A 13323-nucleotide genomic window follows, 5' to 3' on the forward strand; every position below is an offset into this window, starting at 1 on the left:
ATTCCTGGGCAACATCGCTCGGTAACGTGTTCCTTGCCTCACTGTCGGCCCATGGGAGCCGACGCGAATACCGATTCTCAAGCGCCGCGCGAATATGCGTCGAAATGGGATGAACATCCTTCCGCGTTACAATCCTCCCGTTTCAGATCCGTTTGACCCGCAACAAGAACCGGGAAGCGCTGTGACCGTCCTTGACACTGAAAATCAGTCCCTCTCCGATGCCCTTGAGCGAGCGCGTGCGTTCCTCGCTCTACATCCTCGAAAGAGAGCGGCCGACGAATGGTGCCGCTACCTCCGCCAAGACCGCGACAGCCGCACTTTCTTCGATGCCAGGCCGATTACGCGCACAACGATGTTCAGTGTAAAGGTGGCGGAGGAGGTTGCGAAGGCATATCTGGCGTGCTCGGATACGCGCGAGGCGCAGATTGCGCCGACCGGTGCTCAAGTGCGCGCGCTCCAGGCCACGGCGTCCGCCCTTGAGGCGAAACTTGATTCTGCCGGCTCCTGGCTGATCGCTGAAGGCAGCAGTCCGGCATTTCGCGAGCCCCTTCGCCGGCTCCGGGAAGAGCCTTCGCAAATGGCTCCAAGAACTGCAGGCCGGTTACCCCAGGGTGACCGGCGTGCCTTCGTTCTGCGCTTGGCGCACTCGCTGTATGCGCTGAGCGCGGGATTTCCGACGAAGTTCCTGATGGTCGCCACGGTGCTCGGTTGGGAGGAGACCAGCGACCGCACGATCCGCCAGATTCTCTCGTCAGAGGCGAGGGAGGCAATCGCCGCGCGGGTGGAAGCTGATCGTGCGGCCAGCATCGACAGTGAAAGCGTCGCGCATCGTCTGATTAGCCGGGTCAGCGTGAACCCGGTTTCGAGCGGGGCAGGTGTCGTCGACAATCGACCGGACTACGACAAACTGGCCGACGCTCTGCGTATGCTCGGAACGTTAACCAATCGCACAGCCGCGACCGTGATGGTCGGGACGCTCACGGACTTGGCCGACGAGTTTGGCTTTGAGCCACCGCCAATGGACTGACGGTGCGGAGGAAATGGGCGCGTTTTCGCCCTCTATTTCCTCCGGCGGCTTTCCATCCATCTAACTGCCAGATTCGCGTAGCTGGGTTTCCGGGATGTTGGCCCATCATGGCGTCCATGCGTACAACCAGAAGGAAAAGCATGGCACGAACGAAAGCGGCAAAGATGGCAGCGGCATTGACTGCGATCCTGATGCAACATCCCGGCAATAGCGCGCGTCGACAGCGTGAACGCCTGCTGCGCGCGCTGTCTGTCTTCGGTGGCGTCACGACGGTAGAGGCCACGCGTTTTCTTGACATCATCGATCCGCGGGCTCGAGTGTCCGAGCTGCGCAAGCGTGGCTATCTCATCACGACAGTGCCGGTGGCGCGTGCTACGGAATGCGGGGCCATTCATGTCGTCGGTAAATACGTGCTGCTCTCTGCGGCGCTGCAATCCACCGCGCGCAAGAACGGCGTGGGCTGGATGCAGTTGACTCTTCCATTGAGCATGTTCTGAAAGGTTCGACGGTTTTGTCTCTCCGACGCAATGGTGAGAGTAGGAAGTAATTTCTATTTCTCTGCGACGCCGGCATGGTTGACGTCGGCCGATCGTTTTGAAGACCGCCGCTTACTGGCGGTTTTGCTTTTGTTTCCTTCCAGCGGTAGTCTGCTCGTGTTGTCCGTCTTAAATCTGACACCCTTGGGACAATAAATGTGTCAACTCGAGATTGTGTCGCTTGTCGAAGATGGCAGAGTCTTGCTGGGCAACGGTTTGGACAGGGAGAAACAAGTTCGTCACCGGCCACGCCTCGTAAGCTGCCCCGTCGACGGCCGCTACCGGGTCTGTGGAAGCGGCCGAGATCGGCCATGAACGGTCGGTCGTCAGTGACTGCTTTCCGGTGCGGATTCGGTGTTAGGCGGGCACGGCGCTTTGGAGGCCCGATCTCCGCTCCACGGGGAAGTGCGCCTTTCACCCGAACGATCGCACGTTTCGGCTGCTGCCAGGGCTATCGCTTGACGGCCATATCAACGCGTCCGAAGCCAATTCCACCGTCAGCCGTCCGCACTATTTGAATGGTGAGTTTCGAGAGATATCTCGCAGGCGTCGCAATCCATTGCATGATCATCGCTTTTTCATCGCCGCCTGGAATATCTTCCCCGGTCTCATTCTGAAGCAGTAAATCCTGTACCACACCTGCAGCCAGATCAGGCACGCTCAACAGATCGTCCAGATGGCCTTTCTCCTTGAAGGACTTCGCAAATCCGACGACGTCGAGTCGGTGCGACAGGTACATGCCAAGCACGCGGACCAAGATTTTCTGGGTGTGCGTGAAATTCCACTTTTTACCGTCTTCGTTGATCAGGTCCCTGTCGCTGTACCAGAGCAATCTCTGGTTCTCTTGTGTCAGCAACGACGCAAATGCTGCGATGATGTTGACTATGCGTAGAACCTTTTCGGCTCCCGGGCCATGCCATTCACCAAGGCCTTCCTCTTTCAGTTGCGCCACCATGACCGATTGAGCCTGCTTCTTTTGTGCACCGAATACGGTCTCAATCCGCTTGTCGATTGCGATTGTAATGATCGCACCGTGAATGAAACTATCGACCAACTGCAGATACTCGGGAAGCGCACGTGCCTTTGCACCTGATGAAAGATTTTTGTACGCAAACTCGCTGTAATGTTCGAGCAGACCATACTTCTTCCGCAGTTCCCTTATCTTCTCTTCGAATGGCCCAACCTTATTGTATGCAAGAAAAAGGAACGAGTAGGTGTGAAACTTCGCGCTCGAGTGTTCGCCGCCGAAGTCTGACATTACCGCGATCTTGCTATCGTCGGAGAAGTCTGGGAGCTCTCGAATCGATTGTTGAACGATTCGGTTCAAGAGGTCTGAGAAATACGGATATTCGTCCGTCACCTTCGAAAGCTTAAACGGCCCGACTTTTTTTATTTTCTGTTCGATAGGGGCGACCATAGCGGGGAACTTCACCGAGTCAAATACACCAGTTTCAGGCAATTCCGTAGCGGCACCAATTACTGTCTTTTTGAATGGAGGCTTCATTGATCCCGTTGAGGCGCTCGGATTGGCGAACGTCTGTTGACGAGCGACGAGTTGCCATTTTGCAAAGCGACGACCGACGATTCGGCGGACTGACCTACGCCCGATGGTGATTTCCGCTTGAGCGGGCTTAAGTTTCACCGCTGTGACGCCCCACTCATCTTCTATCTAGTTCGGCTTCACGCCAAGTCTCGCCCATGCCATGGGATGAATAAATACTTCCGAGTTGGCCCGGATTTGCCCGTCACCAGGCGCGTTGATATCCATATACGCCCAAATTTGACTATTAAAAGACGCCAGCTTTAGACCCACCACGCCTATTGAGTAAAGCGCTTTTATAAGCTCAACACGGAACGCATGAATGTTATCATTATTTATAAACGCAAATCCGGCACGAATTACCGGGTCGACGGCATGCTCACCGTCGAAACACTTGGCAATAGCAAACTCATTGATACGATCTTTGTGGATTTGAGATAATCTAAATTTAGATGGCATTTGCTCTATCAGTGGCAAATATTCCAAGAAATCTGGGAAATGAGAAGTCCATTCGAAACTTAGTGCATTCATCCGTGCCGTCGAATATTCTATTTCCGCATTTCGAACTGTCTGAACTGTAACCTGCCCCTTACCCTCTGAGCGCTTTAAGCATTCGTTTATGAATGAGATCGCGTCTCTCGGGCGGTAGTGAGTTCGCTCTAGTAGATAATCAACGAACGCCTCTTTTCCAACCGTTTTTGGAAACAAATCTACTAACTCAATTGGTGATAAAGTATATTGCTCCCGCACCAGCCGTATAATGCGCTCATTGAGCATCTTTATCAAAAGGGCTTTTTCCCATCGGAGTTGCAAAAAAGCGCAGCGTACTTTTCCTCTTGGAACCCCGCATCGCGGGTCCTTGAAAACACTGTTTGAACAAGATCTTGACGCAAAGCCACAATTATTTTTACATTCACAATACTTCGAAAGGTCTTCACACATTCAATCAAAGCACGAATTAGCCTATACCGGAGATCGTCATCAACCCAGTTTTCATCAAGGCGATCAATAACAAGGTAATATTTTTGCTGAGGGTCCGTAAATATTTCTTCATTCATTAATGCGATCACGTCGGCAAGCGCTTTAATTTGAATCGAATTTATAACGGTCTGCGCCTTGTTAACAACCTCCGTCTTACGCTCATCCATCCTTTTGAGGCTACCGCTTACATCCGCCTTCAATGCGCCGATTTCCGCCCCAAGCTTCGACGTGATTTCCCCCTCAAGCTTTTCGGTAACTTCCTTCACCCGATATTCGGTCTCTTGCCAAAAAGTATCACCCCATGTAGACAAGTAGTTAAAAGCGCGCTCCTTGGCTTGATCTCTTCGCTTCAGTGTAGGAATAAACCCCGCGATCCAGCTGCGTGTCTTCTCTTCGTTAGTGAGGTGGCAACGTCGCTTTAGTAGCTCAACGGCAAATACATGCTTCCAAAGCAATCCGTAGAAAATATCCAGCTTAACCCCAGCTTTTTCCAGGGTAACAAGAATATCGGAATTTGAAAGATAATTAAGGGAAAGGTTTTCCGGAGATACTACGATGACGTTCGTTATATTTTCAATCAAATGATTGATCAGTGCAGTCTTCCCTGATCCCGTCCGCCCGACAATTATGCGGTGTGGAGATCGGCAGTCTTTCAGCGTCTCGAAGTCTCCCGTATCCACGAAACAGGACGATAAAAAATCGCCGTCTGACTCGGCGTCAAGCTCGCCGATTGATGCGCCGCGGCGAAGCCGAAAGTGAAAGCCGTGATTGGTCTCTATCATTTCAGTTCGAGTTTTTGTGTCGTTTTATCACTTCGCTTGGCGCATGGCGTGACTCTGCAAACGAAGGCTTTCAGCGTACAGAATATCGGAAAGTGTGTAACGAACAAACCACCATGATCTGAAAAACGAAAAGGAGTCGGCTTCGGTGACGGCGGGAAGGTGCTGCGTCGCGCGCGAGGGCACCTCAGTTCGTTTCGCTGAGTATGCCAAGCTTGGCTTCCATCCGCAAAGCTTTTCCACTCGGTGCGGATCCATCCGATATTCGCTGGCGCCACCGTTCGACGGAATAGAGCTAATTCTTAAACAAGAGTTGTCAAGGCCCCCGCGGGGCGTAGTCGAGACGGTAAGGACCGTTTTTGGTGAGGCCGAGACATTCGGAGAAGCTCATCGACGGGCTGCAATGGGTCGAACTGAGGCAACGAGTCGATGCGGACCAAGTAGCTATTGAATACCGAACGCCTGATTTATCTGAGCAGTCCGGCGCTCGCAGTTAAATAGTGGTGGTCGCGATCGATGCATGACGCAGGTTATCGTGCACCGTCGTCAGTTCGGCTTCGTGGGGCGAGAGCGCGTGTTTCGTGGGTGTGGCGGGTCCGATGCGAGTTCACGCGTCGCAACTTTTCGGTGAACACGGGATGGTCCGGGCCGATCACGTGGGTAGTCGGTCGAAAAAACGCCGCATCACATGCCGCAGGCGGGTAATGTCTCTCACCATTCCGTAGCGCGCCGGGTCAGCTTGCGGCGGACTTTATCAAATACTCGGCTTCTTCCTGCACGACCGGCCATCCCTCGCGCAGCATCCGCACGGCTTCGTCGACCACCTCATAGCTCAATCCGCAGCTCTCGATGTCCGTGACGCCCATGAGCGCGAGGTCGGAGGCCGATGCATCTCCAAACGAAATTTTGAGGACCAGGGAATCCGCCATAGCGCCGGCATCATCCGTCTCGCCGCTCAGGATTTCTTCGGCCAACAGGCCGGCCATGCCGACGAGCATCTTCCAGTTTGCAGGTAGCTCGGGAGCGGCAAACCCGTGGTTCAAAGCAATCGTGCGCATCACCTCGGGGCAGGTGCGGGGACGGAACTGGCCCAGCCACGCGCTCTCGTCTGGATTGCCACTGTCGTTTTTCCACACGACTGCGTCGCCAGCGCCGCCGAAGCGCTCGTAGAGCATCTTGTGGCCCGCTTCGTGGTATGCGGTGTTTCGGAGCTCTCTGGCAGCTATCTGTTCTTCCGTGAAATCAATCATGGTCGTCAAATGTCGTCCGTGCGGTTAGACCAGGGTATAGCGTAGTGAAAGGGCGACGGGGCCGAAAGTGAAGGGAAGCTAGAAAAGCCAGCCACCGCATCGGACGCCTGACCACAACGATTGAAAGGAATTTGTTGGAATTTAGGCGCATATGGGCAGATAAATAACATTATCGGTCCAGCATCGTTTCTGCTCTAAACTGGTGATCATGAAAACGCGTGAGCCCCTTCCTGTCGACGACGACTCCGACTTCCCAGACGAAGCGGAGTTGGCCGCATTACGTGGCTGGTATGCCGGCCTGGGTGCGCGGGCTGCTGTCGTACGCTATCTGGGTGACCGAAGGGCAACTGGCACATCGTCGCGCAGTATCCTGGGCCGCATCCGCCGGAGGCTGGTCGAGTTCGCTATGCGGCGTCACCGCGAGGATCTGGCGGCGGTCTTCGTCGACAGTCCGTCGAAAGCGTTGGCCGACGCGGTGGTGCGTGCGATAGAAACGTTACGCAGTCTCCCCGTACCAATGCCGTTGATTAGCGACCCGCTGGACGCATGGTTTCCGCCACGCGTTGTCGCGGCACTACGCGCACACGGCATCCGGACACTGGCCGACCTGACCGTGCGAATTCCGCGCCGACGCCGCTGGTGGGTGGCCATTGTCGGGCTTGGCGTGGCCAGTGCACGTCGCATTGAGCAGTTCTTCGCCGCCCATCCGGCGCTGACGGAACGAGCGCGCGCACTGATTGTGGCGGCGCCGGCCGGCGACGTCGTGCCGTGGGAGCAACTGCGTGTCCCGCAGGACGTTGATGGTTCTCAAGGGCGGTTTCGTGCGCCCCAAGACGCTTGTCTGCTGAACGCATCGAACGACTACGAGGCGATCCAGTCCTGGCTGAGGCTGCACGAATCGGGCGCCACGAAGCGCGCCTATCGGAAGGAGGCAGAACGCCTGATTCTGTGGGCAATCGTCGAGCGAGACCGCGCGTTGTCGTCGCTCAACACCGACGACGCAATCGCTTACCGGGGCTTCCTGCGCCGCCCAACCCCTGTCGAACGTTGGATCGGGCTGTCGCGACCGCGGCATAGCATCGAATGGCGGCCGTTCACAGGCCCGCTGTCAGCCCGCTCGGCGGCGTACGCCCTGAACGTCCTGTCGGCACTGTTTCGCTGGTTAGTCGAGCAACGCTACGTGCTGGCGAATCCGTTTGCTGGCGTGAAAGTCAAGAGCGAGGCACAGCGTGCCGGGTTGGACGTGTCTCGCGGGTTCTCCGAGGGCGAATGGCTGTTGATCCGGACGCTTGCTGACGGTCTCGAATGGTCGTACGGCTGGAGCGTACCGGCCGCGCAACGCTTGCGGTTCATGTTGGATTTTGGCTATGCGACGGGCCTGCGCGCGAGCGAGCTGGTTGGTGCAACGCTCGGTGACGTCCGCAGGGACGAGCACGGCGATCACTGGCTGCACGTATTCGGCAAGGGCGGCAAGCTGGGCAAGGTGGCGCTTCCCTCGCTCGCTCGGACAGCACTAGAACAATATCTCGTACAGCGCGGACTGCCGGTCACGCCTGCGCGCTGGAACCCAGCGACACCGCTCGTTACGAGTCTCGAAGAGGGCGGTGCTGGTATCGAAAGCACGAGGCTCTGGCGAGTGCTGCGCAGGTTTTTCGTGCTGGTGGCGAAGGCTATCCAGGGCGAACGACCTGCGACGGCTGAAAAGTTGCGTCGTGCGAGTCCTCATTGGATGCGGCATACGCATGCGTCGCACGCGCTGGCGCGGGGCGCCGAGCTCATCATGGTCCGTGATAACTTGCGTCATGCCTCAATCTCAACGACGTCGACCTATCTTCATAGCGACGAAGTGAAGCGGGCCCGGCAGTTCGATCAGGCGTTCAGTGCAGGGGACTTCAAGCGATAGGCCGCTTATGGTGCTTTGGGTATTCATTTGATGATGTTCGGGATGATTGCGCCTATAGCAAGCCACAGTATATGTTCGACAACTCAAAGATTCTGGCGGAAACCATGGGGAATAGTGATTTGGCCGCGAAGGGCGACTGTTCGCCGGGCCGGCAGGACATCGATGATCGGGATCACGCGACGCACTATGTTTATGTACTTCGGCTAGAGGGGGGGAATTTTTATGTTGGTCTCACAAAAAAAATCCCAACGTTTCGGATAGGGCAGCATGGAGGGCGGCACGGAGCAGCATGGACGAAGGTTCATGCACCCGTCGCACTTGTCGAGACAATCGATACACGAACGACATGCCCGGAGACAGCGTCACTCCGTGAAAACTTGGTGACGTGGAAGTACATGCAAATATATGGATGGGAAAAGGTGCGTGGTGGGTTCTTCTGTGCGGTCGATGAAGAGGCAACGCGTCTAAATCTTGTTTCGCACGGGTATTTTGACGCGCCGAGTTTGGGGCGCCGATAGGGCGTCTCAACGTATTTGTGCCGTCAGTTGCGATATTATTTCCTTCATTTGGCGACGCCGCATGTCGGCAGGCGCGCTGAGCGTGGAGCCGGCATCGACAGCACTCGGCTTTAGCCTGTGCTGCATAGGTTTTTCTGGCTGGTGGCGAAGGCTATCCAGGATGAGGAGCGTGCGACGACTGAAAAGCTGCGTCGCGCGAGCCTCCATCGGATGCGACATGCGTCGCACTTACGTGCACGAGGCGGTGAGTGGATCAGGGTTCGCGACAACCTGCGTCACGCCTCAATCTCGACGACGCTGACCTATTTGCATAGCGACGAAGTGCAGCGAGCTCGACAGTTCGGTCGGGCGTTTAGTGCGGACAACTTCAAGCTATAGCCTCTCCGTGCATCTCGACGGTGGGGGCCAGGGTGTTTGGTCGCGAGTTCCTCCTTGCCAATTTAAGTAGCAGCGTCTGGCTGTTGGTTGGAGATGAGCTGGCGCGCGTGTGCGCCCGAGTCTCCGCTATGGACTTTGGGGGTAACGCGGCTTTTCAGTTGTTTGTTAAAAGGATATTAGGAAAATTAATAATCTATTCCGCACTGCGGAATTATTTTCGCGCCGCATCACAGGATGATGTTTCGATCTATGCAGTATATTATTCAAGAAATAATATTACTATATTTCCCGTAACTATTTCCCCAATAAATTGATTTTCTTGGTAAGCGCAAAATGTCGTCAGAAAGCGTGAGGAGAGAAACTATCCGGGGCGAAGTGAGTCGTCGGCGTGGCGTTTCAGGTGCAATGTCGAGTACCGATAAGATCGTGTGAAATTCACATGTCGTCAACAGTGACTCCAGTTAACTTCCCGGAAAGCACCGTTTGGCGTGGAAAGGCGCGCCCAAGGTCAATGGCGGTATGCCACTTGGCGAAGACAACAACTACGAATTTTGACGCCCCCCGTTGTTGATCTAAATTTGTCCGTGCTATCGACGGACCGCGTTAGTTAACGAAGACTGCGACCTTCATCAGAACGCAGTGGAGCGACTCTAGACCTGCTTGTCTGGCCGTTTTGATGGGGGCATTGATCTGATATATGCATCATGCCACGTTGCCATGGAAGCGCGCGCAACATTTGTCGATCTTGAAATGCTTGCAGTGAAACCTAGACTCCATTCCGCGGAGGGGCCAACAGATCCGCCGTGAACTGGCATGGTATCGCCAAGAGCTTGTAAGGATCGGATTGGTTCAGATGAACCTAGGAGGGTCATCATGAGTTCCAGAACGCTGGCGATGCGAAAAGGTACGCTTGCTCGAAAGCTCGCGGAACAGGATCGGGCGAAGGCGTCCGGTGAGTACCGACGCTGGATACACACAAGAGACATGCCTGGCTCGGGCATTAAGACACGTCTATTTTGTGAGAAGGCCGCTGCCGGCGAGCTCCATTTGATGTCCGAGGCGGAGCATGCTGTATTCCTTGAGGCATGGTGGCGGCCTGATGTCGTTGCAATACTTGAGCAGTACGCCCTCAATCGGGACGAGACGCAGCGGGCTGCTGCTGAGCTCAACATCGACCATCCAACATATCGACGGACGGGCGAGCCTGCCGTTCTGAGTACCGATCTAGTGCTTCTCGTCCAAAGTGGAAACTCGTACCACCGTGAGGTGCTTTCGGTAAAGGGAGTTTGGTCGCGGGGAATCCGTCCGTTGACACGCTCTCAGGAAATTGAACGAAGGACATGGGAGAACGACGGGGCGAGATACAAGGCGGTGGCGGCCTATGGCATGCACGCAGACAGGTCGAAGAACTTGGCGTGGATCTTCCGTGCGGCCAACGACATGCTGGGGCGCGTCCTTAGCGAAGCAGAATTGACCGCGCAACGAGCCCTGTATCAGCTTGTTCGACGTCGCCCACCGATGTCCGTTTTAGAGGCGTGTCGTGAAGTTGACCGCTCGCTTGGTATCCCTGCCGGGTCGGGAGTAAGGGCGTTCCGGCAGCTAGCGGCAAGGAAGCTAATTCGTTTCGACCTGGATACCGTAGACCCACTCAGAATTCGACTGGAAGCTATTTGGGCATCTGCGGCAGGGGTTGCATCCGACCGAAGTCGTCTCTGAACGAGTAGGGGGTGATCATGTCACCAAGCGCAACGTTTCCGACAGAGATCGCAGTCGGCGATGTGCTCAAAGAGCGCAATGGCGAGCGTATATTTATTGTGCTGAAGACGGGCGCTCGGCAGCGATGGACCCATCTCATCGACACTGAGTATCAAAAGGCGTCCGCTGCACACCACCATGCTCAGCCTTTCAAACTAAGAACCGACGAGGTGCTTCTCAGGTTGTCTCCAAGTGTGGAGCCCGAGCATGCGTTAGAGAAGCTGCCGGGACTGCCTGTCATCGTCTCTGAGCGTAGACGCGAGACCTGTTTTGTGCACACGAGGCGGTCCGGCAAGTATCGCAAAATAGCCAAAGATCCGACTCGTTCGAAGGGCTGGAAATTGATTAAGGCGTTGCTCACGTTTGATCAACCACTCCGTGACGACGGCTCACCGGCGCCGTATTCTATCCATGGTGATGCTTTCGAAGAGCTGCTTCATCGCGAAACGCGCGCTAAGCGCATCTCACGCTGCGCAGAGGTCGTGCATGCCTCGCAGGACACGCTGTACCGAGTTGTCAGGCGTTTTTTTCAGCGTGGAATGACGCCAGCTGCAGCTGCAGACGACTACGACCTATGCGGAGGGCGGGGCAAGCCGCGCAACTGGAAACGTCGTCCGGGACGTACGGCAACCAAACGGTTGCTTAGTGCTTCAGCCAGAAACGATGAGGTTCAGCGTTTGCTTCAACTGACTGCCGATTATTACTTTTCGTTTGAATATGCGAAGGGGAAGAGAGCTCAGAAAACGATGGAAACGGCTCTGGACTGGATGCGCGCCACGTTTCTTTGCGACCGGGTCGTTTATAACGAGCGACGGGAGATGATTGATCTGACGCTGAGTCGAAGGATCGTGCTTACGCGCCGACAGCTACAGTATTACATCCACCAGAATTACCCGTACGAAGTTCGTAGAGTTCGTCAGGTCGGGAAGAAAAGATACACGCTTCACGAGCGACCGCTGACCGGTAAGTTAAGAAATTCCCGAGGGCCTGGCGAGAAGTTTCATATCGATGCGACGATCGCTGACCTGTATCTTGTCGGAAATATTCTAAGAAAAACTGTTATTGGAAGGCCGGTTCTTTACATGGTTGTTGACGATTACTCCGCGTTAGTGGTTGGGTTTTATGTGACCTTCGATCCACCCAGTTGGGATGGTGCAATGATGGCGCTCGCCAATGCCATTTCACCGAAGGTGGAGTTCTGCCGATCGCTAGGTATCGACATCACTGAGAATCAATGGCCTGCTCATCGACTATGTGAGGTGTTGTACGCAGACCAAGGGGAAGTGAGTAGTGTTCATAAAGCACGTCCGCTGATTAGACACTTTGGGGTCGAGCTTGCGAATGCTCCGGCGTACCGACCTGACTTGCGTAGTGTGATGGAGCGACGGTTCGGCATTATTCCAGCGATCTGGAGTTCGTTGCTGCCAGGAGTTGTTGAAAAAGACTCTCTAGATCGTGGTGTTGAGCATCCGGCCTATCAGGCCGCACTCAACGTACACGAGTTTCGTCGGGCCGTTCTCCGTGCTGTACTGAGTTACAACCGGTGTCCAATTCGCGGATATCAAACTCCGCCTGAAATGGTAGAGGCAGGGCAGGCACCTAGTCCTTTGAATCTATGGAAGCATGGTCTGGAAACGAATGGCTGTGGAAGGCACGTAGATGTTGCCGACTTCCGCGCGAAGATAATGAAATCCGAGAGCGTCTCAATCGACGGCAAAGGTATTCGTCATCAAGGGCTTCACTACTCATGTTCGGACTTGTCGATTGTTGAACGGCAAGCAATGCATCGCGCCACGGGTGGGAGCGATTTCACTGTGGAGATTCGTTACGACTCTGCTGACGCCAGTAGCATCGAACTTCTAGGGTTTGGTGCGCCAATTTCATGTCTGCTGACAGAGGCAGAGCGAGAGAGATTCTCGGGCCTTACGTATCGGGAGTTGGCGATCGACAAAGACCTTCGCTCGACAGCTTGGGCTATGGAGCACGAGGCAGGAGAGGCCGACAGAGCAATGACGGCTTACAACATCGCAAAGATTGGTCGTGATGCAGTCACGGCGACGAAGGCGGCACTGAAGGCCTCTGGGATGCGTCGCCCGGATATCACTCATATGGAAGAGACGCGTCAGGTGGAACGCTCGATAGATCGCCACGGGAGTACAACTGCATCAAAGCTCATGCAATCGAAGGAAGATGGCAAAGCTTTGGTGAAAGTTACGAAGCGCGGTGGTCTGGGCATGTCGGCATCAAGGACTACGCGAGAAGAGATCTACGACTGCGAGGGAGATGCAAGCAATGCGCAACCAGTTGATGGCGGTTCGTATGCATCCGAAAAGGCTCGACCGAGAGTCAAGGAACTTCGTGAGAAACGTGCCCGCGCGTTGCTGGATGCACTTGACGAGTAGGAGTGGGAAATGAGCACGGCAGCGGTGACTGAGGAGGGGGGTGTTAGGCGCAACAAAGCCGCCGTATATGCCCCAGAGATGCCATGCAGGACCTATCCGTGATTTCGTGGGCGAGGCATATCATGAGGTGTAAAAATCATGGATATGCCGATGAAGAAGAAAAGGCAAACTGTAGCTCGTCAGGCAGCGGCCCGCGGGCCGCTGCCTGAACTGCCCAAGGAATTGCTGGACCAGTTGGTCAAGGGGCCGATGAC

At 55.2% G+C, this 13323-nt stretch carries 9 protein-coding genes and 2 pseudogenes; 6 read left to right on the forward strand and 5 right to left on the reverse strand.

What is annotated here, in order from left to right; genetic code table 11:
* Window positions 1–109 precede the first annotated feature (109 nt).
* Together DIE22_RS33790 and DIE22_RS33795 are read left to right on the forward strand one after the other, a co-directional pair.
* The gene (locus DIE22_RS33790) at window positions 110–1027 is read left to right on the forward strand and encodes a hypothetical protein (RefSeq protein ID WP_124607124.1); all 918 of its coding nucleotides are present in this window, start codon (window positions 110–112) and stop codon (window positions 1025–1027) included.
* Window positions 1028–1167: 140 nt separating this feature from the next.
* Window positions 1168–1524 (forward strand): helix-turn-helix domain-containing protein, encoded by a 357-nt coding sequence (locus tag DIE22_RS33795; RefSeq protein ID WP_260426834.1) that lies wholly within the window; start codon window positions 1168–1170, stop codon window positions 1522–1524.
* A gap of 490 nt (window positions 1525–2014) precedes the next feature.
* Here DIE22_RS33795 and DIE22_RS33800 read toward each other — a convergent pair whose 3' ends face one another.
* The 5 genes and pseudogenes from DIE22_RS33800 to DIE22_RS33810 form a co-directional block, all read right to left on the reverse strand.
* On the reverse strand, window positions 2015–3205 hold the full coding sequence (locus DIE22_RS33800) for a hypothetical protein (RefSeq protein ID WP_221623914.1): 1191 nt from the start codon (window positions 3203–3205) through the stop codon (window positions 2015–2017).
* 27 nt (window positions 3206–3232) lie between these two features.
* A complete protein-coding gene (locus tag DIE22_RS39095; RefSeq protein ID WP_409410208.1) occupies window positions 3233–3880 on the reverse strand; it encodes a P-loop ATPase, Sll1717 family in 648 nt (215 codons plus the stop codon).
* Window positions 3881–3885: 5 nt separating this feature from the next.
* A complete protein-coding gene (locus tag DIE22_RS39100) occupies window positions 3886–4866 on the reverse strand; it encodes a P-loop ATPase, Sll1717 family (RefSeq protein ID WP_260426836.1) in 981 nt (326 codons plus the stop codon).
* Window positions 4867–5356: 490 nt separating this feature from the next.
* Window positions 5357–5516, reverse strand: a pseudogene (locus DIE22_RS39105) (site-specific integrase); the annotation flags it as partial.
* A gap of 81 nt (window positions 5517–5597) precedes the next feature.
* On the reverse strand, window positions 5598–6113 hold the full coding sequence (locus DIE22_RS33810; RefSeq protein ID WP_124607125.1) for a hypothetical protein: 516 nt from the start codon (window positions 6111–6113) through the stop codon (window positions 5598–5600).
* A 208-nt stretch (window positions 6114–6321) separates the two neighbouring features.
* Here DIE22_RS33810 and DIE22_RS33815 point away from each other — a divergent pair, with 208 nt between their 5' ends.
* From DIE22_RS33815 to DIE22_RS33830, 4 genes and pseudogenes are all read left to right on the forward strand, one after another.
* Complete coding sequence (locus DIE22_RS33815) at window positions 6322–8016, forward strand: phage integrase family protein (protein ID WP_185640753.1); 1695 nt, start codon at window positions 6322–6324, stop codon at window positions 8014–8016.
* A 569-nt stretch (window positions 8017–8585) separates the two neighbouring features.
* A pseudogene (locus DIE22_RS39110) lies at window positions 8586–8912 on the forward strand (integrase); the annotation flags it as partial.
* Between the two features lie 873 nt (window positions 8913–9785).
* Window positions 9786–10628, forward strand: a complete 843-nt coding sequence (locus tag DIE22_RS33825) for a TnsA endonuclease C-terminal domain-containing protein (protein ID WP_124607127.1) — start codon at window positions 9786–9788, stop codon at window positions 10626–10628.
* A gap of 17 nt (window positions 10629–10645) precedes the next feature.
* The gene (locus DIE22_RS33830; RefSeq protein WP_124607128.1) at window positions 10646–13069 is read left to right on the forward strand and encodes a DDE-type integrase/transposase/recombinase; all 2424 of its coding nucleotides are present in this window, start codon (window positions 10646–10648) and stop codon (window positions 13067–13069) included.
* The last annotated feature ends 254 nt before the right edge of the window (window positions 13070–13323 follow it).

This window comes from Burkholderia sp. Bp9142, from assembly GCF_003853415.1.
Taxonomy (GTDB): domain Bacteria; phylum Pseudomonadota; class Gammaproteobacteria; order Burkholderiales; family Burkholderiaceae; genus Burkholderia.